The organism is Sedimentitalea arenosa, assembly GCF_016428585.1.
In the GTDB taxonomy this organism is placed as follows: domain Bacteria; phylum Pseudomonadota; class Alphaproteobacteria; order Rhodobacterales; family Rhodobacteraceae; genus Sedimentitalea; species Sedimentitalea arenosa.
Genome location: NZ_JAELVR010000011.1, coordinates 27,847 through 49,627 on the forward strand (window position 1 = coordinate 27,847; position 21,781 = coordinate 49,627).

Below are 21,781 nucleotides of genomic sequence, written 5' to 3' on the forward strand. Positions count from 1 at the left end.
CGGACCCGCCTCGTCTCAGGTCCGGAAAACGCGGTAGATCGCCGGGATGACCAGAACTGTCAGCAGCGTTGAACTGAGCAGGCCGAAAAGCAGCGAGAGCGCAAGCCCTTGGAAAATCGGATCTGCGAGGATCACCGCGGCACCGATCATCGCGGCAATGGCGGTCAGCAGGATCGGCTTGAAGCGGATCATCCCGGCTTCGATCAGGGTATCGATCCTGTCCTTGTCCGGGTCGGCATGGCGGATGAAATCGACCAGCAGGATCGAGTTGCGCACGATGATCCCGGCCAGCGCGATGAAACCGATCATCGAGGGCGCCGAGAACGGCGCGTCAAACAGCCAGTGCCCGCCCATGATGCCCACGAACGTCAAAGGGATAGGCGTCAGGATCACCAGAGGCAGACGGAACGAACCGAACTGCGCCACCACCAGGATGTAGATGCCGAGGAGCGCGATGGCAAAGGCTGCGCCCATGTCGCGAAAGGTGACCCATGTGACCTCCCATTCCCCGTCCCAAAGCAGCATGACGACGCTTTCGTTCTCGGGCTGGCCGTTCAGGCGGATCACGGGTTTGGTCCCTTCCTCCCACTCCATCTTCTCGATCTGCTCGGCCACCGCGATCATGCCGTAGATCGGGGATTCAAAATCGCCCGCGACTTCCGCCGTGACCATCTCGGCAGTGCGCCCGTTGTGACGGAAGATCGGATAGGAGGCGCGCTCCTCCGTGATCTCGATCACGTCACCCAGTTCCACGACGCCACGTGCGCCAGGGAGCACGTTGGCGGGGATCGGCGTCGAGAGATACCGTTCGTCCAGAACCCTGTCGGATCTGTCGCGCTCGACGGTGATGGGGATCGGATAGCGACCCTCGCCGCGATGCGAATAGCCAACGGTCGAGCCACGGTTCAACAGCGCAAGCGTCGTGAACACGTCCTGTTCCTGCACGCCGAAGAATTCAAGCTGGTCGGACGAAATCATTGCCCGCAGCCGACGCGGCTGGATGCCGAAGCTGTCATCCACGTCGACCACGAAAGGCACGGCCTCGAACGCGTCACGAATCTTTGCGGCGGCGACGCGCCGTGCCTCCGGATCGGGGCCATAGACCTCGGCCAGCAGGGTTGCCATCACCGGTGGGCCAGGAGGCGGTTCGACGGTCTTGAGGCTGGTGCCTTCCTGCAGGTGGAGCCCAGCGAGCCTGTTGCGAATCTCGAGCGCAATCTCGTGGCTGGTGCGGTCGCGGTGCTCCTTGTGGTCGAGCGTGATCTGCACGTCGCCCAGATGCGGCTGCTGGCGCAGATAGTAGTGCCTGACCAGCCCGTTGAAATTGAACGGCGCCGCATCGCCCGCATGGGTGCGCACTTGCAGCACCTCGGGCACGTTCAGCACTTCGCGCGCCACCGACTGCGCCACGGCGTCTGTTGCTTCGACTGAAGCGCCCTCGGGCAGGTCGATGACGACCGACAGCTCGGACTTGTTGTCAAACGGCAGCAGCTTGACGGTGACATCCTTGGTATAGATCAGCCCCAGCGAGCCGAAAGAGACCGTGGCCGCGACCAGCAGGAAGACCAGGCTGCCGGTCTTGGTGCGCAGCAACGGGCGCGCGACCGCAGCATAGACCCGCCCCAGCAGCCCGCCCTGGGCGCTCCCATGATCCTCTGCGTGAACTGGTGCATTGCCCGCGATCCGGACCATCAGCCAGGGCGTGATGATGACGGCCACGAAGAACGAGAAGATCATCGCGGCCGAGGCATTGGCGGGGATCGGGCTCATGTAGGGGCCCATCATCCCCGATACGAAAAGCATTGGCAGCAATGCGGCAACCACCGTCAGCGTCGCGACGATCGTCGGATTGCCGACCTCGGCGACGGCGCGGATCGCCTTGTTCACCCGGCTTTCGGAATCGGGCATGGCCCAGTGGCGGGCGATGTTCTCGATCACAACGATCGCGTCGTCGACGAGGATACCGATCGAGAAGATCAACGCGAAGAGCGACACCCGATTGAGCGTATAGCCCATGATCCATGCGGCGAAGAGCGTTAGCAGGATCGTCACAGGGATGACCACGGCGACCACGATGGATTCGCGCCAGCCGATGGCGACAAGTACCAACGCCACGATGGACACCGTTGCCAGCCCCAGATGGAACAGCAGCTCGTTGGCCTTTTCGTTCGAGGTCTCACCATAGTCGCGGGTCACGTCGATCTGTACGCTGTCGGGGATCAGGCCGTTTTCCAGCATGTGCACCCGGTGCAGGATCTCCTCAGCCACGACCACGGCGTTCGCGCCAGCGCGTTTCGCCACCGCGAGCGTCACCGCAGGGCTGCGGACCACCCCGCCGGCCGCATCGCGGCGGACGGTCGACACGATCCTGTCGGAGGTGTCAGGCACGAAACTCACATCCGCCACGTCGCGGACATAGACCGGGCGATCATCGCGGGTCGTCAGCAGCAGGTTGGCGATTTCGGCGGGTGCCTGCAGGGTTTCACCGGCCACAAGCGAGATCTGCTCGCCCCGGTCACGCACCTTGCCGGTGTCGAAGGCACGGTTGGCGCCCTCGACCTTTGCGACCAGCTGTTGCAGCGTCACCCCGAACAGCGCGAGGCGTTCCGGATCCGGCGCGATGCGGATCGCTTCGGGCGCGTCGCCGACAAGGTAGGTCAGCCCCACGTCGGGAATCTTGGCGACCTCGACCTGCAATTCGCGGGCGATACGGGTCAGGTCATTGGCGGTTGTGTCGCCCATGCCTTGGACGGGCGTCAGCGTCAGTTCGACGATGGCCACGTCGTCGATGCCGCGCCCGACAATCAGCGGCTCGTCGATGCCGACCGGGATACGGTCCATGTTGGCGCGCACCTTGTCATGCACCCGCAGGATCGCCGTGTCGGCAGAGGTTCCAACGAGGAACCGCGCCATCACCAGCGCATAGTCGTCGCTGGTCTGTGAATAGACATGTTCGACCTCGTTGATACCCTTGACGATGGTTTCCATCGGTTCGGTCACCAGTTTGGCCGCATCCATGGCCCGCAGCCCCGGTGCCTGGATGTGGATGTCGACCATCGGCACCGAGATCTGCGGTTCCTCTTCGCGCGGGAGGTTGAGCAGCGCCACTAGCCCGATCGTCAGCGCGGCCAACGTCATGAGCGGCGTCAGGGCCGACTGGATGAACACACCGGTCAGGCCGCCTGCGATGCCGCGAGACGGAGTGTTGGGATGTTCACTCATGGTCCGCCACCAGGGTCTCGCCCCCGCTCAGCCCGGAGAGGATCTCGACCATGTCCACACCGTCGATTTCACGCGCGGCCCCCACGACGACCGTGCGCGCGACCGGGCGGCCCTCGGCGTCGGCGACGGTCACGAAGTCGAGCCCCATGCGATGGGTGATCGCCGAAGGCGGCACCATCAGAGCTTCGGTTTCGCCGACGGGCAGGCGCACCAGCAGGCGCGCATTGATGAAATCGGTGTCGATGTCCTCGACCTCGACATCCGCGATGACGCGGCCGTTCTCGATCAGCGGATAGACCTTTGCGAGCGTCCCGGTTGTGTCCGAGCCTTCTCCCCCGATGCGGATCTCTGCGCCCTCTTTCAGGGATCCCGCGTGCCGTTCCGGGATCGCGAGGCGCAGGAAGAAGCCGCCGCCCCCGATCTCGGCGATTGCCTCGCCCGGCAACACGACCGAACCCGGCGCCAACGGCACGTCCAGCACGGTGCCCGTGATCGGCGCCAGCACCGCGCCCTCGGATTCACGCTGTCGCAGCATGTCGCGTTCGGCCTCGGTGGTGCCGATCCGCCCTTCGATCACGGCGACATCCGTCCGCAACTGGTCGAGTTGTTGCGCGGTGCTCACGCCGCGTTCAAGCAGGCTTTGGCCGCGGCGCAGTTCGGTCTCCGCGGTCTCGAGCTGGGAGCGCAACGAGCTCAACGTTGCCTCCAGCGCCCGGAGCTGAAGCGTCAACTTCTCGTCGCGCACCCGGGCGATCTGCTGGCCCCGCTCGACCCGCGTGCCCTCGACCACCTCGACCGAAACTACGGTGCCGCCCAGCCTCGAGCGCGCCAGCAGTCGATCACGCGCCTCGATTCGACCGAAGACAGCCTTCCACTGGACCACCTCGACGGACTGCACGGTGGACACGCCCTGCGCCGACGCAGCACAGGAAACAAGTGAGGCCAGGAGGGGCAAGATGAACCTGATCACGGCGGGCTCCAATTCAAACAACGGAATATTTATCATATGCCAGCCCCGGGACCGACAGGCAATCCATGGCGTTCGGATCAGTGACCTGCTGGTATGGAAAGAGGCGAGAACGCGGCCGGCACGCGCCAAGTAACTCAAAGAGAAATCTCTGTTTCCGTCGTTCTGCCTGTTCGAGAAACGGATCGCCAGCCAACGGCAACACGGTAGGGCTCTACCAAGCTGAAAAGTTCGGCGCGCGATCGAACTGCACCGGACGGCCAATGCCGTTTTAAGCACTATTGGAACGTTTCAACGGAAGGCAGTGGCGGACCGAGGAGGATTCGAACCCCCGACCCCTTGATTCGTAGTCAAGTACTCTATCCAGCTGAGCTATCGGTCCACTGTGGGGCGATGTAGAGAGCGTTCACGGGCATTGCAAGCGGAAAGTGCAGATTTTTCCGGTCCGGTTTCGGCTCACGCGGCGCGAACCGCAACGCCGTCGCCCTTGGGCAGACGGATGTGGAACACGGTACCGTCGGCTCCTGTGCGCGCGAGGGTCAGCTTGCCGCCATGCCCCCGCACCAGCTCCGCGGCGATCGCGAGGCCGAGACCCGTTCCACCCTTGCGTGCACCGCCCTGGAACGGGGTGAACAGATGCTCGACGGCCTTGGGGGGCAAGCCCGGCCCGGTGTCGGCGACGGTGATCCACCATGCATCAGCCTCCTCGCCCGCGGCGACCGTGACATGGGCATCGCCATCGCAGCCGGCCAGCGCCTGCCGAGCATTGCGCACGAGGTTCAGGATGACCCGGAACATCTGTTCCGGATCGGCGCGCACGGTCATCGTCGCCGGCACCTCCGAGATGAAGACGACCCTGTCTTCCTCTACGGCCAGCCTTTCGCTGTCCAACACGTCTGCGACGATATCCGCAAGGCGCACAAGGCCCAACACGGGCGCAGCCTCGTCGGTGCGACCGAAGGCCAGGGTGCTCTCGCAGAGCGATACCGCCCGTGTGATCGACCCGACGAGCTTTGGTGCGAGGCGGCGCACCAGCGGATCCTCCGAGCCTTCGATACGGTCGGTGAACAGCTGGGCGCTCGTCAGGATGTTGCGTAGATCGTGGCTGACGCGAGCCACCGCGCCCCCCAGCTGGGCAAGGCGTTCCTTCTGCTTCAGGGCGTGGGTCAGCTCGGTCTGCAGCTTCAGCAGCGCCTCCTCGGCCTCGCGCAGTTCGGTCACGCCGGCGCTCGGCGTGATGATCCCGCGGGCATCCTCCGGCGCGGCGGCGTAACGCTGCATGTTGCTCACCACCCCCTTGATCGGGCGGACGAGAAATACCCGAACGGCCGCGAACAGCAGAACCGCCGTGAACACCGAGATCACCGCCGAAAGCGCCAACACCCGCAGTCCATATTCGATCATGTCCCGGCGCAGAGGTTCGGTTTCCATCGTGATCTCGATCAGCAACCCCGCATCGCGCACCGGCGTGCCAATCACCCGGATCACGGTGTTGCCCGGAGTGAAGAGCCGTTTCATTGCATCACGGATCAGCGCGAAAGGTCCGGTTTCACGCAGGTCGAACGCGGCCTCGACCGGCATCGGAATTTCGGAGCTCAACCGCAACTCGCGGACCGCGTCGCGAAGCAGGACCACGTTGAAGACGCCCGCATTCTCGAGCAGCTCGGCCTCGAGTTCGGATGTCAGCATGTCGTCGGCTTCCAGCGCCAGCGACGCGATCTGGGCGCGCTCCAGCCGGTTCAACAGATAGACCTCGCGGAACCGCGCGACCGATGGCACGAAGATCATCACTTCGGCCAACATGACGAAAACCACCGTCAGGATCAGGAACCGGCCCGAAAGCGAATTCAGCATGTCGCCCCTTACATCAGGTCAGGGCACCCATTTCTGAACCAGCCCGACCGCGCGTTTGACCATAGGATTATCAAACAGTCTGGGCGAGAAATAGGCCCCCGCGACTCGTTTGTTAAGTTCCCCTATGGTCGGATAGGGCGATACCATCGAGGTGATCTGGCTCATTTTCAACCGGTTGGCCAGCACCAGCGCCCACAGGTTGGCCAGTTCCCCAGCCTGGTGGCCGACGATCGACGCACCAACGGGCCGACCCTTGACCACCATCACCTTGATTTGCCCGGCGGTCTTGCGTTCGGCCACCGCGCGGTCGTTCTCGTCAAAGCGGAACCGCGCAATTTCCACCTTGCCACCGTGTTCCTTGCGGGCCTGCGCTTCGGTCAGGCCGACCTGTGCCAGTTCTGGATCGGTATAAGTTGCCCATGGAATATGGGCCGTCGACGCCTTGCTGGGCAGGCCGAAGAGGATCGAGCGGATCACCACGCCGGCGTGGTATCCTGCCACGTGGGTGAACTGCAGCCCGCCCGCGATATCGCCCACCGCATAAACCTTGCGGTTGGTGGTGCGCAGGGTCGCATCGACCTTGATGCCGGTTTTCGTGGTCTCGATCCCCGCCGCGTCGAGATTCAGTTTCTCGGTATTGGGCTTGCGTCCGACTGCCAGCAACAGATGGCTGCCCGAGAAGACGCGACCGTCTTTTGCCTCAACCTGGACAGCGCCGGCTTCTCCGCGGATTTCCGCCGCCAGAGCGCCCTCGGCGATCTCGACGCCCTCGTCACGCAGATGCTCCAGCACGACGGCGGCCATTTCGGGATCGTCCTTCGGCAGCGCCTTGTCACCCTCGATGACGGTCACCTTGCAGCCCAGCCGCCGATGCGCCTGTGCCATTTCCATGCCGATGGGACCGCCCCCGATGATCAGCAGGTGATCGGGTTTTTCGCGCAGGTCGAACAGGGTCTCGTTTGTCAGGTAGGGTACGGAGTCCAAACCCGGGATCGGCGGCACAAGCGGGCTGGATCCCGTCGCGATGACAATCCGGCGGGCAGTGATGACGCTGTCGCCCGCCTGCACCTCCGTTGGCGAGATGAAGCTGCCATATTCACGGATCACCCGGACCCCCAGCCCCTCGAAACGCTCCTGGCTGTCGACCGGCGCGATCTGCGCGATCACGTCCGCGACATGCGCCATCACCGCGGCATAATCGACCTCCGGAACCTGATCTGTAAGCCCGTATTGCGAGACATGTGCTTGCCCATGCGCCGCCTTGGCCGCCGCCAAGAGCGCCTTGGAGGGGACGCAACCGTAGTTCAGACAGTCCCCACCCATCTCGTGGCCTTCCAGCAGGACCACGTCGGCCCCCATCTGGCTGGCCCCGGCGGCGACGGACAACCCGCCAGACCCGGCCCCGATGACCAGGATATCGGTCTTGATGCGTTCCATGATGTCAAATCTCTTTCTTGCCGCGCACGGCCTTGATGAGGATGGGCAGCGCCGCCAGCGCGCAAAGCCCCAGGATCGGGCCGAGGATATGCGGCTCCCACAACAAGGACAGGTCAGGGGTCTCACCGCGGTCGAACACTTCGCCGAGGCCGACGCCGATCGAGGTGAAGACGATCGCGCCCGGGATGATTCCCAGCGCCGTGGTCAGCAGGAAGTTGCGGAACTTCACTCCCACGAGCGCCGGCAGCAGGTTGGCGACGAAGAACGGCACCGCAGGCACCAGCCGCAACAGGAACAGAACGCTGATCTCGTTTTCGCGCAGCCCTTCCTTCAATCGCTTGACCGTGCCTTCGGAGGCTTCGAGCCGGGCCGACAACGTCGCGCCCAGTCCCCAACGGGCGGCGAGGAAGATGGCGCAGGCGCCGATGGTGGCCGAGGTCACGTTGAGCGCCGTGCCTGCCGCGAGGCCGAACAGGAACCCGCCAGTGACCGAGGCGACCGCCGCGCCGGGCAGCGAAAAGGCCACGATCGTGACGTAGGCGGCGACGAATCCGGCCGCGAGACCGATCAGGTTGTCGTCGCGAAACGCCAGAAGGGCTTCGCGGTTGGCCCTGAGCGTCTCGAACGTCAGGTAGTCGCCGAGCGTGAGGCTCCCGATCACCGCCACCGCGGCAATCACGATCAGCGGGATGTGGCGGGTCAACCCGCGGTTTGGCGTATCCGTCATGTCCTGCATCGGTCCTGATCCTCGGGGGGCGGTCTGACGAACATGCGCCGTTCGCGCTGCCAGCGACAGGGGGATCACGCCGCCTTGATCGCCCGCGCCGGTTTCGTGAAAAGCGGTGGAAATTCGGGCCGGGCTGAAACATCCGGCCGTGACGTCGCGCCGAAATGTTGCAATCAGTGGCCAAAATGCGCCTCACACCGTTTGACTTACCGGAAAACGGGCTTTAGAGGACGGGCTTCAACGACAGACATGACGGGGGGCGATTCCGCGCCGATCCCGACCGAAGAACTGGAGACGGAGCGATGAAACGCACCTTTCAACCCTCGAACCTGGTCCGCAAGCGGCGCCATGGGTTCCGTTCGCGCATGGCCACCAAGGCTGGCCGCAAGATTCTGAACGCCCGCCGCGCCCGCGGTCGCAAGGTGCTGAGCGCGTAAGCGCCAGACCCGTTCTGACAGACATGACACCGCCGGAGGCCCCAGAGGACGGCAATGCCGCCCAAGGGACAGTGCCCCCGGCGGTTTCCGTTCGTCCGCACTCCGGCTTGATCACCCTGACCAAGCGTGCCGATTTCCTGCGCGCGGCCCGCGCGCGCCGGCAAGGCACCGCGTCGATGATGGTTCAGGGCCGCCAGCGCGCCGAGGACGAAACCCCCACTGGCATCCGCGTCGGTTTCACCTGCTCCAAGAAGGTCGGCAACGCCGTCGCGCGCAACCGCGCCAAGCGCCGCCTGCGCGAGGCCGCACGTCTGGTCCTGCCCGAGGCCGGCCGCGCCGGTTGGGACTATGTCCTGATCGGGCGCGCAGAGGCCACCGCTGCCCGCCCGTTTGACGCCCTGCAGAACGATCTGCGACATGCCCTGCGCAACCTACATGGCAGCCAATGACTCCGCTGGCTCATATCCTTGCCCTGCCGGTCCGGGCTTATCGGCTGGTCTTCTCGCCCTGGGTCGGCTTCAACTGCCGCTACCAGCCCACCTGCTCGGCCTATGCGCTGGAAGCGCTGGAAAAGCACGGCGCGCTGAAAGGCGGGTGGCTGGCGGCACGACGCATCGGGCGCTGCCACCCGTTCGGCCACTCGGGCTATGATCCTGTGCCGGACCCCGAAGACGCCGGCGATCAACGGAAATCGAACGCCTCTCGGTGAAACCGGTCGCGCGGCAGGCCGGCGTCCGTAAAACCGCGCTCTAGTGCATCGCCAAACCCAGCAGGACCACAGAACCAGAGGCTGGCGTCGGCCCAATCCGGCACCTTGTCCATGATCTCCGGGGCATCCAGCAGACCGTCGTGCCCGGTGTCGATCACATGAAGCCTCACCGCCCCCGCCTCGGCCATGCCGCGCAAGCGTGCCAGGACATCCGCCGAAACGCCCTGGGTGCTGTAGAACAGATCGACCGGTTCTGCCGACTCGGTCATCGCCGCCCGGTGTTCCAGCTGTGCCACGAAGGGCGTTACTCCGATCCCACCCGCGATCCAGATCTGGCGCCCGATGCCTTCGTTGAACACAAACCGCCCGTAGGGCCCTTCCAGGCGCACTGGATTGCCTTCGCACAGCGTGTCGGGCAGCGTCGCAGTGTAGTCGCCCAAGGCCTTGATCGCCAACCGCACCCGCCCGTCGCCACCCCACGCCGAGGCCAGCGTGAACGGATGCGCGCCCTCGGCAGTGTCGAACGTGACCAGCGCGAACTGTCCGGCCCTGTGTCCGGGCCAGCCGGGACCGAGATCGATCAACACTTCCAGGACCCGGTTTCCCAGCGGCGTCACCTGCGCGATGCGGCCCTGAACCTGCCGCCGCCGTCCGATCTGGCCTGAAAGGCTCAGGCCAGCGGCCGCCAGGCCCGCGAGCGACAGGATCACGATCACCCCGCTCGCCGGGCTGGCCCAATAGGACAGCGGCATGAACACCAACCCGTGCAGCACGAACCCGAGATACAGCACCGGCAGGATCCGGTGCCAACGCACGAAGACGCGGTAGGGAATGGCGCGGATCAGCGCGATGGCGATCAGGGCCAGCGCCGCGTAGAGGCCCCACTCCCCGGCCAGCTTCGCGACATCGTGAAGGGGATCGAACAGTTCCGGAATCCCGCTGTCAAAGCCCTTGGGTTTGACCAGCAGCCCGTCCTTGCGCAGTTCTTTCGACCCCAGCTTGATCAGGTAATGCGCGAGCCCCAAACCGACGCCCCACTGCCCGGTCTGTCGATGCAGGCGATAGGCTTGGTCCAATCCGCCAACTCGGTCCTCGATCCACGGCAGCCGCAGGGCGAGGATCATCGCAACGGACATCAGCAGCAGGGACAGGAACCCCGTGGCGAACAGAAGTTGCAGGTAGATCGCCCAAGGCAACGCCGGCCCCGCCTGACCCAATGCGCTGAACGGCAGCGCCGAAACAACAGCAAGCCCGCCGAACAGAAGCACCCACCAGATCACAGCCCGCATCAATGCCCCACATTCGGAAATTCGACTATATCAGAGGTGTCGCAGATCGGCAGGGTTTGGACAAGCGGTCAGCCTATCCCTCCGCGCATCTGCGAAGCCGGCAACGCGCAGAAACGCACAGGACACCCGGTGGACAATCATCTCGCGGAGCGTATGTGTAGGCCATCATTCAGAACGGAAGGCCGACACATGACCGACAATCCCGACGAGTACACCCCGCCCGAGGTCTGGACATGGGACGCGGAAAGCGGCGGCAAGTTCGCCAGCATCAACCGCCCTATCGCAGGCCCCACCCATGACAAGGAGTTGCAGGTCGGAAAGCACCCATTCCAACTCTACTCGCTGGCCACACCCAACGGCGTCAAGGTCACGGTAATGCTGGAAGAACTGCTGGCGGCAGGCCACACTAGTGCCGAATACGACGCCTGGCTGATCAATATCGGCGACGGCGATCAGTTTGGCAGCGGATTCGTGTCGGTGAACCCCAACAGCAAGATCCCCGCGCTGATGGATCACAGCACCACTCCGCCGACCCGCGTGTTCGAGAGCGGTGCAATCCTTCTGCACCTGGCCGAGAAGTTCAACGCGTTCCTCGGCGCGCCCGCAACGCGCCCCGAGATGCTGTCCTGGCTGTTCTGGCAAATGGGCAGCGCGCCTTATCTGGGCGGCGGCTTCGGCCACTTCTATGCCTATGCGCCGTGGAAAATGGAATACCCGATCAACCGTTTCGCGATGGAGACCAAGCGCCAGCTCGACGTGCTGGATCGCAAATTGGCCGAGACCACGTATATCGCCGGCGAGGACTACACCATCGCCGACATGGCGATCTGGGCCTGGTATGGACAGCTCGTGCTGGGCCGACTGTATAGTGCTGAGACGTTCCTCGACGTGGCCAGCTACAAGAACGTGCAGCGGTGGGCGAAAGCGATCGACGCGCGTCCTGCCGTGCAGCGCGGCCGCATGGTCAACCGTACGTTCGGCGAGCCGGAAACCCAGCTGCACGAACGCCACGACGCGTCTGATTTCGACACCAACACGCAGGACAAGATCGGCGACGCCGCCGAGTGATCCGCGCTGGCGCTCCCCTTGCGGGAGCGCTCAGCGTTTCTCAAAGCTGATGATCACCTCGCCGATGGTCACCCCGAATTTCTGCATGTAGGCGCGGTTCAGCAACCGGTCCTCGGTGAGCAACCACATCCAGTCGTCAAACGTCACGCGCAAGGTCTCAGGCGGAGTCCCGGGGGGAGCCGAGGCGTCAGGCAGCGGCAAGTCGATCGTGTATTTCCAGTTGAACGTGTCGCCGTTCTCCTGACCCACCGCCTGCCCGATCACCCCGGGCGCGGTCCCGACCCAGCTATCCGGCCCGGTCTTGGTCAGCGACCAGACCCGTTGCTCCGTACTGCCATCCTCATAGACGAAATCCTCGACCAGCGTCAGCAGTCGCCCGTCCCACGTCCCGACGATGTCGACGGTGAACCGCCGCGAGACATTGCCGAACCGGTCCTGAAACTGGCCATGCGCGACCGATTCACCGGCAAAGAACTCCTCGAGGTTCAACTGCCGGTCCGATAGCTTTTCGCCCTCGAGCGACGGCCGCCCCGTGCATCCCACCAACGCCAGCGCCAACAGAGTCACAATCAGAACCCGCATTTCAACTCTCCTTTACCAGAATACGTCCGCCAAAGCCGGGCGGTTCAAAAAACAGCGAAACACGGCCGGTTTGCGCCACGGCCCTTGCCCTTTTCGCCTGCGCGACCAATAGTTCCTCGCGATTGCGCCGGCGCTTGCCGAACTTCCGCATGACGCAAAACAAGGATCTATCATGGCTTCTTCCAGACTTTTCATCGCGCTGCCACTGCTCGGAGCGCTTGCCGCTTGCTCCAATGTCGGCGCGAACTACACCCCGGTGATCGACGGTCCGGTGGGCCCGAACTACAATGCCGACCTTGCGCAGTGCCAGTCGCTGGCTGCCTCGCAGGCACAGGTCGACGGCAGCACGGCAGGCGCGGCAGCCACCGGCGCCGGCCTTGGCGCGGCGTCCTCGGTCATCTTCAATGACAACAGTGACGATCTGGGCGAAGCGGCGGCGATCGGCGCGCTGGCCGGCGTCACGTCCAACGCGATCCAGAAGACCCAGAACCGCGAGACCATCGTCAAGAACTGCATGCGCGGCCGCGGCTACAACGTGGTCGGCTGATCAGCGCGGCATGTGCTGATCGACACCTGGCAGGGCTGCCCGAACGTGGCCCTGCGCCCCTTGCCGGACAAGGCCTTCTCCACTAAAGCGGGCGCATGCTCGATCAGGACGACGATATCCATCCGCTCTTTGCCGGCGCGCCGCGAACCACCGAGTTCAAGAAGCTGCGCAAGCGCATCGTGCGCGCGACCCGCGAGGCGGTCGAGCAATACGGCATGGTCGACGCGGAGGGACCCCGCGCGAAATGGCTGGTTTGTCTGTCGGGCGGCAAGGACAGCTATACCCTGCTCGCCGTGCTGCATGAATTGCAGTGGCGCGGCCTGTTGCCGGTCGACCTGCTGGCCTGCAATCTCGATCAGGGGCAACCCGGTTTTCCCGCGACCGTCCTGCCCGAGTTCCTCGCGCGGATGGGCGTGCCGCACCGGGTCGAATATCAGGACACCTATTCCGTCGTGGTCGACAAGGTGCCCGCCGGACGCACCTATTGCGCACTGTGCTCCCGGCTGCGGCGCGGCAATCTCTATCGCATCGCGCGCGAGGAGGGCTGTTCAGCCGTGGTTCTGGGCCACCACCGCGACGACATTCTCGAAACCTTCTTCATGAACCTGTTTCACGGCGGTCGGCTTGCGACCATGCCGCCGAAACTGGTGAACGAGGAAGGCGACCTGTTCGTCTTCCGTCCGCTGGCGCATGTGGCAGAGGCCGACTGCGCGCGGTTTGCCGCCGCGATGAACTACCCAATCATCCCTTGCGACCTCTGCGGATCGCAGGACGGGCTGCAGCGTCAGCAGGTGAAACGCATTCTCGACGGCTGGGAATCAAACAGCCCCGGACGCCGCCAGGTCATGTTCCGGGCGCTGATGAATGCCCGCCCGTCGCACCTTCTGGACCCGAAATTGTTCGACTTCGCCGGGCTGGAAACAAATTGCGAACAAAAATCGAACAATCTGAGCGAAATTCCGTCTTTGCGTTAACTTAGAGGTCAGGTTGAGCCGCCTACGGTCGCCGGGTGCCACAGTGCCTGCTTGCGAAAGGTTGCCAAATGAACACTCCGTCGTCCGGCTCGTTGACCCGACTGCAGCAGCGGATCGTTCCGGTCCTGACCGGTCCGCCGATCCTCGCTTTCCTGCCGGCGGTCACGCTGGGGGCGTTCTGGCTTGGCGGCGAACAGGCGCTGTTCTTCGTTTCGCTGGGCCTGCCGTTGCTTTTCGCCTTCGCTGGCGCTTACGGGGGCTGGCCGGCCCGCCCCGGCCTGTCGCGGGACAGCGTGACGGGGCTGATGTTGCGTGACGGGTTCGACGTGACGATCCAGCAGGTGTTCGAGGATACCGAGGCCTCCGGACTGAAGTCTGCCTGTTTCGTGCTCGAGATCGACGACTACGCCGAAGCGGTGGACCGGCACGGGCAGTCGGCCGCGGATACCGTCGCCACGCGCTGTGGTGAACGCATCCTTTCGGTCCTGCGCGATGGCGATACCGTTGCGCGGATCGGCGACAGCCGCTTTGCGGTCTGCCTGATGGCGGTCCGCCAGCTCGACCTGGAACTCTGCATCCAGCTCTCGGGCCGGATGCAGGCCGCCGTCGAGGAGCCTGTTTCGCTGGGCGGCCTGACGGTCTATTCCTCCTGCTCGATCGGCTTCTGCCTGCGCACACGCGCGCCGGGCGACAACGGGCAGGATTGGCTGGAGGCGGCGAACACCGCGCTGGCGGACGCCCGCAACTCCGGTCCCTCGGCGATCCGCGCCTTCTCCGCCGAGATGCAGCGCAAGACAAAGGCGCGCAGCGACCTGCGCGACGACGCCGCCACCGCGCTCGAGAACGGCCAGATTCAGCCCTGGTACCAGCCTCAGATTTCGACCGACACCGGCAAGGTCACAGGGTTCGAGGCCCTGGCGCGCTGGTCGCACCCGGTGCACGGCATGATCCCGCCAGATGTCTTCCTGCCGGTGATGGAGGATGCCGGACTGATGGAGCGGTTGGGCCAGGTGATGCTCTATCACGCGCTGACCGCGCTCAAGGCCTGGGACAGCGCCGGGGTGAACGTGCCGCGCGTAGGCGTGAATTTCGCCGGCGACGAGCTGCGCAACCCGGGCCTCGTCGACAAGATCCGCTGGGAGCTCGACCGGTTCGAACTGGCACCGGAGCGCCTCTCGGTGGAAATCCTGGAGACGGTCGTGACCGACACCCCCGACGACGCGGTGACGCGCAACATCGCCGGATTGGCCGACCTCGGGTGCCGCATCGACCTGGACGATTTCGGCACCGGGCATGCCTCGATCGCCTCGATCCGCCGCTTCAAGGTCTCACGCATCAAGATCGACCGCTCCTTCGTCATGAAGGCGGACCGCGATCCCGAACAGCAACGCCTGATCGGCGCGATCCTCACGATGGCCGAGCGGCTTGAACTGGAAACTCTGGCCGAAGGTGTGGAAACCGTGGGCGAACACGCCCTTCTGGCCCAGCTTGGATGCGATCACGTGCAGGGCTTCGGCATCGCGCGCCCGATGCCCTTCGACCAGACGCTCACCTGGATCACAGGTCACGCCGCCAAGCTTACGGAAGCACCCAGGATCGGCCGCGACGCGGGCTAGGCGCCCGCGGGGTCACACGGTCTTGCACGCAGCGAGACCGCAATTCCGGGGCGAATCCGCTTGACCTTTGGGGCGCACCTCTGTTGAACCCACCCTGTCTTTGCAAGCACAAGGTGGCTGTCCCCGATGGACGATCAGAACAAGAATCTCATCCTCGCAACCGCGCTCAGCTTTGCCGTCATCCTGGTGTGGTTCGTGCTGTTCCCGCCACCGGAACCCGAACCGCTGCCGGAGCCGCAGAGCCAAAGCCAGGGTGAGACGACCACCGCAGACACACTGGCCGTCGCGCCGTCGACCGCCGCGGCCCCCGCCGGCACCGCCGCCGAGCAGGAAACCCGGCAGGACGCCTTGGCGGACGCCCCTCGCATCGACATCGACACCCCTCGCCTGACCGGCAGCATCTCGTTGCTGGGCGGGCGCATCGACGACCTGTCGCTCAAGGACTACCGGGAGACCAACGAACCGGACTCGCCCATCGTCACCCTGCTCTCGCCGGTCGGCACTCCGAGCGCCTACTACGCGCTCTACGGTTGGGCACCGGGCGCCGGATTGACACTTGAGGACGTGCCTGGTGCAAATACCCGCTGGACGGTGGAGGCCGGCGAACAGCTTGGCATCGACGCGCCGGTCACCCTGTCCTGGACGAATGACAAGGGAATGACGTTCCGCCGCACCGTCGCGATCGACGACGACTTCATGTTCACCGTCACCCAGTCGGTCGAGAACGGCTCTGACGCGACAGCCAGTCTCGCGCCCTACGGCATTCTTGCACGCCACGGCGAGCCGCAGGATCTGAAGAACTTCTTCATCCTGCACGAGGGCGTCGTCGGCATGGCCGATGGCGAACTGACCGAAACCGACTATTCGGACATGGTCGATTTCGCGATCGATCCGCGCGAGGGCGCCCGCGCCGAGGTCATCCAGGTCGCCGAGAACGGTTGGATCGGCTTCACCGACCATTTCTGGATGACCACTTTGATTCCGGATCCGGGCAGCGCCTTCAAATCGGTGGCCAAATACGACGAGCGTCGTGATATCTACCAGACCGAGGCCGTTCTGCCGACCCAGACCGTCGCAGCCGGCGCATCCGCGAGCGTCACGACCGAGCTTTTCGCCGGCGCCAAGGAATGGGAAACCCTGCGCGACTACGAACAGGGCGGCGTGCAGAACTTTCTCGACAGCATCGACTGGGGCTGGTTCTTCTTCCTGACCAAGCCGATCTTCTGGATGCTGCACCACATCAACCTGCTGATCGGTAACATGGGTTGGGCGATCATCGGGCTCACTCTCATCATCAAGGCGATCCTGTTTCCGCTGGCCTACAAGTCCTATGTCTCGATGGCCAAGATGAAGGAGCTGCAGCCGCAGATGGAGGCGCTGAAAGAACGCGCCGGCGACGACCGCCAGAAGCTGCAACAGGGCATGATGGAGCTCTACAAGAAGGAAAAGGTCAACCCGGCGGCGGGCTGTCTGCCGATCCTGTTGCAGATCCCGATCTTCTTCTCGCTCTACAAGGTGATCTTCGTCACGATCGAACTGCGTCACGCCCCCTGGTTCGGACCGTTCCAGGATCTGTCGGCACCGGACCCGACCTCGATCATCAACTTGTTCGGCCTTCTGCCCTTCGACAACCCAGAGCCGGGCAGCATCATGGCGCTGATCTTCATCGGCATCCTGCCGCTGTTGCTGGGCATATCGATGTGGCTGCAGCAAAAGCTGAATCCGGCCCCGACCGACCCGACCCAGCAGATGATCTTTGCCTGGATGCCCTGGGTGTTCATGTTCATGCTCGGCGGCTTCGCCAGCGGGCTGGTAGTCTACTGGATCGCCAACAACACCATCACCTTCACCCAGCAATACCTGATCATGCGCAGCCAAGGGTACAAGCCCGACGTGTTCGGCAACATCAAATCCGGCTTCAGCAAGAAGGCAAAGACGGAAAAGAAATGACCGGCGCTGTCACCAGCCTCTGGCGGCACCCGATCAAGAGCCATGGCCGCGAGGCGCTGGAGCGCGTGGCCCTGACCGCTGGGCAGACCCTGCCCGGAGACCGGATCTGGGCGGTGGCGCACGAAAGATCGGCCGCCGATGGCAGCGCATGGGTGCCTTGCGTGAATTTCAGCCGGGTGTCCAAGGCCCCGGAGCTGATGGCCATCACCGCAAAGCTGGACGAAACCGCCGGCACAGTCACCCTGTCGCATCCGAACCTGCTGGACCTGACATTCGACCCCGATCGCGACCTCGCGGCCTTCCTGATCTGGGTCGCACCGTTGATGCCCGCCGACCGCGCCGCCTCGGCGCGCATCATCCGGGTGCCGGGGCGCGGCATGACCGACAGTGATTTTCCCTCGGTCACGCTCTGCAACATGGCCTCGCACCGGGCCGTTTCGCAGCGCATCGGACAGGACCTTTCGATCCACCGCTGGCGCGGCAACATATGGATCGACGGGCTGGCGCCGTGGGAGGAGTTCGACTGGATCGACCGCGAGGTGCAGATCGGCGATGCTGTTCTGCGCGCGCGCGAGCGCACGGACCGTTGCGCGGCGACCACCGCAAACCCCGAAACGGGCCGGCGGGACGCAGACACGCTTGCGGCCCTATCGCATTGGGGCCACCAGGATTTCAGTGTCCGCGCCGAGGTGATCCGGGGCGGCGATATCGCCCTCGGCGACAGCGTGCAGGTTTTGTGATGCAGATGACGTTTCCCGTGGCCGAGGCGCCCGACGACCTGACCGCTGACAGGGGCCGCCTGCTCTTTGCGCAGGAGTCAATCTTCGTCAAAGGGGTCGTGGCCATGTCGGGTCTGCCGCCGGCGGACCGGATCGAGGTCTGTTTCGCGGGCCGCTCCAACGTCGGCAAGTCGACGCTGATCAATGCGCTGACCGGCACCAAGGCGTTGGCGCGGGCGTCGAACACGCCGGGGCGCACGCAGGAGATCAACTACTTTGCGCAAGGGCCGGATCTCTACCTCGTCGACCTGCCCGGTTATGGCTATGCCAACGCGCCGCTGCCCGTGGTCGAGAAATGGCAGAAGCTGCTCAAGCAATACCTGTCTGGACGCCCCACCCTGCGCCGGGCCTTCGTGCTGATCGACGCGCGCCATGGTGTCAAGAAGGTCGACGAGGAGATCATGGCGCTGCTGGACAGCGCCGCCGTGACCTTCCAATGCGTTCTGACCAAGACAGACAAGGTCAAGGCGGCGGAGCGCGACAAGGTATTGGGCCAGGTGCGCGGCGCTCTCTCAAAGCACCCCGCCGCCTATCCCGAGCTGATCCTGACCAGTTCCGAGAAAGGTGACGGGATCGCCACGCTGCGCGCGATCATCGCCGGGCTGGTCTGAGTGGCACTTGCGGGACGGGTGCAAAGCATGACATCCCGGTGAAAACGGATGGTCGGGATGAGAACGCAGGACATGAACCGGGACTGGATCGCCACCGCAGCAACGCTGTCGAGCGCGCTGCCTTATCTGCAACGCTACACGGACGCGATCGTCGTCATCAAGCTGGGCGGGCACGCCATGGGCAGCGACGAGGCGATGGAAGGCTTCGCCCGCGACGTGGTGCTGATGCAACAGGTCGGGGTGAACCCGGTGATCGTGCATGGCGGCGGGCCCCAGATCAACGCGCTGCTCGACAAGCTGGATATTCAGTCCGAGTTCGTGAACGGCAAGCGCGTGACCGACGCGGCCACTGTCGAGGTCGTCGAAATGGTGCTGTCGGGCCTCGTGAACAAGCGCATCGTGCAGGCGATCAACCGGCAGGGCGGGCGCGCGGTCGGCGTGTCCGGCAAGGACGCCAACCTGATGATCTGCGATCAGACCGACCCGGCGCTGGGGTTTGTCGGCACGCCGGCCGAGATGGACCCCAAGCTGCTGCACACGCTGTTCGAACGCGACATGATCCCGGTCATCGCGCCGCTCGGTGCGGGGCGCAACGGCGAAACCTTCAACGTCAACGGCGACACGGCCGCGGGGGCGATCGCCGCCGCGCTGAAGGCCGACAGACTGTTGCTGCTGACCGATGTCTCTGGCGTCAAGAATGCCTCGGGCGAGGTCGTGACCGAGTTGAAGGCGGCGCAGATCAGGGCAATGACGCAGGACGGTGTGATCGCGGGCGGCATGATCCCCAAGACCGAAACAGCGCTCGATGCGATCGACGGCGGGGTGCGCGCGGTGGTGATCCTGGACGGACGCGCGCCGAATGCCTGCCTTTTGGAGCTCTTCACCGAGCATGGTGCGGGCTCGTTGATCCGCCCGGATTGACCACGGGTGTTGTGCGCCGCGATGACGGGTTGGCCCGGAGGTGTCGGACCGATCGTATGTGATCGACGGCTTGCTGAGATCTGGTTGCGGCGAGCACAGCATGACCACCCATGACGAGATCGTCGAATTGGCCCGGGCCGAGGGGCTTCTGGCCATGGGCGCTCTTCATCCCGACCGGCTGGCGGCCAAGGGAGTGCAAGGCGGCACATTGATCCTGCTCGGCGCCGGGCCGGGGTTCTGGGAGGTGCTGCGGGCCTCGCCCGAGATGCTGGATGGCCGCCCCAATCCCGTCGACCGCTGGTCGCGACGTGTCATTGGCGCGTTGGCCGACTCACTCCGCGCAGTGGCGCATTTCCCCTTCGGCGGGCCGCCCTACGCGCCCTTCATCGACTGGGCGATCAAGTCCGGCCGCGCTTTCGTCAGTCCGACCGGCATGCTGGTGCATGATGTCGTTGGACTGATGATCAGCTATCGCGGCGCGTTGCACCTGCCCGACGAGATCCCCCTGCCCGACGCGCCCGGTGCCTCGCCCTGCACGAGTTGCGCCGGAAAACCCTGCCTCACCGCCTGCCCGGTCGGGGCGCTCGGGGAAACGGCCCCCTATGATGTTGCTGCCTGTCATGCTTATCTGGATACTGCGGCGGGACGCGATTGCCTCGAACGGGAATGCCGTGTCCGCCGTTCATGTCCCGTCAGTGCGGGCGCCGACCGCAAACCGGCCCAATCGGCCCACCACATGAAAGCCTTTCACCCGTCATGACCCGCACCCTGATCCTGATGCGCCACGCCAAGTCCAGTTGGGACGATCCTGCCCTCGCCGACCATGACCGTCCCCTGACCGGACGCGGCAAGCGTGCGGCCAAGGCGCTCGGCGACTGGATGCGCGCGCAAGACTGGATGCCCGACCAGGCGCTGGTTTCGGACGCAGTGCGCACGCGCGACACGTTCCAGCGGCTGGCCCTGCCGGTCGAAGCCGAATTCACTGGATCGCTCTACCACGCGAACCCCGCTGACATGCAATTGGTGTTGGAAATGGCGCAGGGTAAGACAGTGCTGATGATCGGCCACAACCCCGGCATCAGCGAGTTTGCAGAAGCGATGGCGCAGACACCGCCGACACATCCCAAATTCAGGGACTTTCCGACTGGCGCGACGCTGGTCCTGCGTTTTGATATCGAGGACTGGGACAAGATCGACACCCGCATGGGCAAAGTGCTCGACTTCATCACCCCGCGCGAGTTGACCGACGGGTGATGCGCCACGCAAAAGCGCCGGGCAAGAGCACCCGGCGCCTGCGCGGTGTCGGCGCGTTCAGTGTCCGAGGATCTGGCTGAGAAACAGCTTGGTCCGCGGGCTCTGCGGGTTCTTGAAGAAGGCCTCAGGCTCGTTCTGTTCGACGATCTGCCCCTCGTCCATGAAGATCACCCGGTTCGCGACCTGGCGTGCGAAACCCATCTCGTGCGTCACGCAGAGCATGGTCATGCCTTCTTCGGCCAGCTCGATCATGGTGTCGAGCACTTCCTTGATCATTTCGGGGTCGAGCGCCGAGGTCGGTTCGTCAAACAGCATGATGCGCGGACGCATGCAAAGGCTGCGCGCGATGGCGACCCGCTGCTGCTGACCGCCCGACAGCTGGCCCGGATACTTGTCGGCCTGATCGGGAATCTTGACCTTGGAGAGGAAATGCATGGCGATCTCCTCGGCCTCTTTCTTGGGCGTCTTGCGCACCCAGATCGGGGCAAGGGTGCAGTTTTCGAGGATCGTGAGATGCGGGAACAGGTTGAAGTGCTGAAAGCACATCCCGACCTCGGATCGGATCTTGTCGATGTTCTTGAGGTCCGACGACAGCAGCGTGCCGTCCACCTCGATCTTGCCCTGCTGGTGCTCCTCGAGCGCATTGATGCAGCGGATCAGGGTCGACTTGCCCGAGCCCGAGGGCCCGCAGATCACGATCCGCTCGCCGCGATAGACGGTCAGGTCGATGTCGCGCAGCACGTGGAAGGTTCCGTACCACTTGTTCATCTTCTGGATCGAGATCGCGACCTCGTCGGAGACTTGCATTTGGGTGTTTTCAGCCATGGAGAGAATTCC

General features: G+C 64.5%; 22 protein-coding genes and 1 tRNA gene. 13 read left to right on the forward strand and 10 right to left on the reverse strand.

What is annotated here, in order from left to right:
- Positions 1-15: 15 nt before the first annotated feature.
- From JF290_RS15530 to JF290_RS15555, 6 genes are all read right to left on the reverse strand, one after another.
- The gene (locus JF290_RS15530; RefSeq protein WP_199025812.1) at positions 16-3,222 is read right to left on the reverse strand and encodes an efflux RND transporter permease subunit; all 3,207 of its coding nucleotides are present in this window, start codon (positions 3,220-3,222) and stop codon (positions 16-18) included.
- Entirely contained in the window at positions 3,215-4,192 is a 978-nt protein-coding gene (locus tag JF290_RS15535) for an efflux RND transporter periplasmic adaptor subunit (protein ID WP_328701271.1), read from the reverse strand. Before JF290_RS15535 ends, JF290_RS15530 begins: the two co-directional genes overlap by 8 nt.
- Positions 4,193-4,494: 302 nt before the next feature.
- Positions 4,495-4,571, reverse strand: a tRNA-Arg gene (locus JF290_RS15540).
- 74 nt (positions 4,572-4,645) lie between these two features.
- Positions 4,646-6,043 (reverse strand): sensor histidine kinase, encoded by a 1,398-nt coding sequence (locus tag JF290_RS15545; protein ID WP_199025814.1) that lies wholly within the window; start codon positions 6,041-6,043, stop codon positions 4,646-4,648.
- Between the two features lie 18 nt (positions 6,044-6,061).
- Positions 6,062-7,480 (reverse strand): dihydrolipoyl dehydrogenase family protein, encoded by a 1,419-nt coding sequence (locus JF290_RS15550; protein WP_199025815.1) that lies wholly within the window; start codon positions 7,478-7,480, stop codon positions 6,062-6,064.
- A 4-nt stretch (positions 7,481-7,484) separates the two neighbouring features.
- Positions 7,485-8,216 (reverse strand): TVP38/TMEM64 family protein, encoded by a 732-nt coding sequence (locus JF290_RS15555; protein ID WP_199025816.1) that lies wholly within the window; start codon positions 8,214-8,216, stop codon positions 7,485-7,487.
- A gap of 293 nt (positions 8,217-8,509) precedes the next feature.
- On the opposite strand from JF290_RS15555, the gene rpmH reads away from it, so the two are divergent.
- From rpmH to yidD, 3 genes are read left to right on the forward strand one after another with little or no spacing between them, the layout of a single operon-like run.
- Positions 8,510-8,644, forward strand: a complete 135-nt coding sequence (rpmH, locus tag JF290_RS15560; protein WP_121063747.1) for a 50S ribosomal protein L34 — start codon at positions 8,510-8,512, stop codon at positions 8,642-8,644.
- 23 nt (positions 8,645-8,667) lie between these two features.
- Complete coding sequence (gene rnpA, locus JF290_RS15565) at positions 8,668-9,093, forward strand: ribonuclease P protein component (RefSeq protein WP_199025817.1); 426 nt, start codon at positions 8,668-8,670, stop codon at positions 9,091-9,093.
- The gene (gene yidD / locus JF290_RS15570; RefSeq protein ID WP_199025818.1) at positions 9,090-9,353 is read left to right on the forward strand and encodes a membrane protein insertion efficiency factor YidD; all 264 of its coding nucleotides are present in this window, start codon (positions 9,090-9,092) and stop codon (positions 9,351-9,353) included. Before rnpA ends, yidD begins: the two co-directional genes overlap by 4 nt.
- Here the strand turns inward: yidD and JF290_RS15575 are convergent.
- Positions 9,326-10,642 (reverse strand): ferredoxin reductase family protein, encoded by a 1,317-nt coding sequence (locus JF290_RS15575; protein ID WP_199025819.1) that lies wholly within the window; start codon positions 10,640-10,642, stop codon positions 9,326-9,328. The two genes, yidD and JF290_RS15575, sit on opposite strands and share 28 nt — an antisense overlap.
- A 189-nt stretch (positions 10,643-10,831) precedes the next feature.
- On the opposite strand from JF290_RS15575, the gene yghU reads away from it, so the two are divergent.
- Positions 10,832-11,710: a glutathione-dependent disulfide-bond oxidoreductase gene (gene yghU / locus JF290_RS15580; protein WP_199025820.1), complete on the forward strand. Its 879-nt coding sequence runs from the start codon at positions 10,832-10,834 to the stop codon at positions 11,708-11,710.
- A 30-nt stretch (positions 11,711-11,740) separates the two neighbouring features.
- On the opposite strand, the gene JF290_RS15585 is transcribed toward yghU, so the two are convergent.
- Positions 11,741-12,292 carry a DUF3833 domain-containing protein gene (locus tag JF290_RS15585; protein ID WP_199025821.1) on the reverse strand — a complete coding sequence of 184 codons (552 nt, stop codon included), beginning with the start codon at positions 12,290-12,292 and terminating at the stop codon, positions 11,741-11,743.
- A gap of 1 nt (position 12,293) precedes the next feature.
- Positions 12,294-12,443, reverse strand: a complete 150-nt coding sequence (locus tag JF290_RS15590) for a hypothetical protein (RefSeq protein ID WP_199025822.1) — start codon at positions 12,441-12,443, stop codon at positions 12,294-12,296.
- Between the two features lie 21 nt (positions 12,444-12,464).
- Between JF290_RS15590 and JF290_RS15595 the strand changes: the two genes are divergently transcribed.
- The 9 genes from JF290_RS15595 to JF290_RS15635 all read left to right on the forward strand — a co-directional run bounded on the left by JF290_RS15595 (position 12,465) and on the right by JF290_RS15635 (position 20,944).
- Positions 12,465-12,839: a glycine zipper family protein gene (locus JF290_RS15595; RefSeq protein WP_199025823.1), complete on the forward strand. Its 375-nt coding sequence runs from the start codon at positions 12,465-12,467 to the stop codon at positions 12,837-12,839.
- Positions 12,840-12,934: 95 nt separating this feature from the next.
- The gene (ttcA, locus tag JF290_RS15600) at positions 12,935-13,813 is read left to right on the forward strand and encodes a tRNA 2-thiocytidine(32) synthetase TtcA (RefSeq protein ID WP_199025824.1); all 879 of its coding nucleotides are present in this window, start codon (positions 12,935-12,937) and stop codon (positions 13,811-13,813) included.
- 68 nt (positions 13,814-13,881) lie between these two features.
- Complete coding sequence (locus tag JF290_RS15605; RefSeq protein ID WP_199025825.1) at positions 13,882-15,429, forward strand: putative bifunctional diguanylate cyclase/phosphodiesterase; 1,548 nt, start codon at positions 13,882-13,884, stop codon at positions 15,427-15,429.
- A gap of 126 nt (positions 15,430-15,555) precedes the next feature.
- Positions 15,556-17,379 (forward strand): membrane protein insertase YidC, encoded by a 1,824-nt coding sequence (gene yidC / locus JF290_RS15610; protein ID WP_199025826.1) that lies wholly within the window; start codon positions 15,556-15,558, stop codon positions 17,377-17,379.
- Positions 17,376-18,119, forward strand: a complete 744-nt coding sequence (locus tag JF290_RS15615) for an MOSC domain-containing protein (protein WP_199025827.1) — start codon at positions 17,376-17,378, stop codon at positions 18,117-18,119. The genes yidC and JF290_RS15615 overlap by 4 nt, the downstream gene beginning before the upstream one ends.
- Positions 18,119-18,769, forward strand: coding sequence for a ribosome biogenesis GTP-binding protein YihA/YsxC (gene yihA, locus JF290_RS15620; RefSeq protein WP_199025828.1), 651 nt, complete (start codon positions 18,119-18,121; stop codon positions 18,767-18,769). Before JF290_RS15615 ends, yihA begins: the two co-directional genes overlap by 1 nt.
- A gap of 57 nt (positions 18,770-18,826) precedes the next feature.
- Positions 18,827-19,690 (forward strand): acetylglutamate kinase, encoded by an 864-nt coding sequence (gene argB / locus JF290_RS15625; protein ID WP_199025829.1) that lies wholly within the window; start codon positions 18,827-18,829, stop codon positions 19,688-19,690.
- Between the two features lie 100 nt (positions 19,691-19,790).
- Positions 19,791-20,450, forward strand: a complete 660-nt coding sequence (locus JF290_RS15630; protein WP_199025830.1) for a ferredoxin — start codon at positions 19,791-19,793, stop codon at positions 20,448-20,450.
- Positions 20,447-20,944: a SixA phosphatase family protein gene (locus JF290_RS15635; protein WP_199025831.1), complete on the forward strand. Its 498-nt coding sequence runs from the start codon at positions 20,447-20,449 to the stop codon at positions 20,942-20,944. Before JF290_RS15630 ends, JF290_RS15635 begins: the two co-directional genes overlap by 4 nt.
- A gap of 57 nt (positions 20,945-21,001) precedes the next feature.
- On the opposite strand, the gene JF290_RS15640 is transcribed toward JF290_RS15635, so the two are convergent.
- Complete coding sequence (locus JF290_RS15640) at positions 21,002-21,769, reverse strand: amino acid ABC transporter ATP-binding protein (RefSeq protein WP_199025832.1); 768 nt, start codon at positions 21,767-21,769, stop codon at positions 21,002-21,004.
- Positions 21,770-21,781 lie beyond the last annotated feature (12 nt).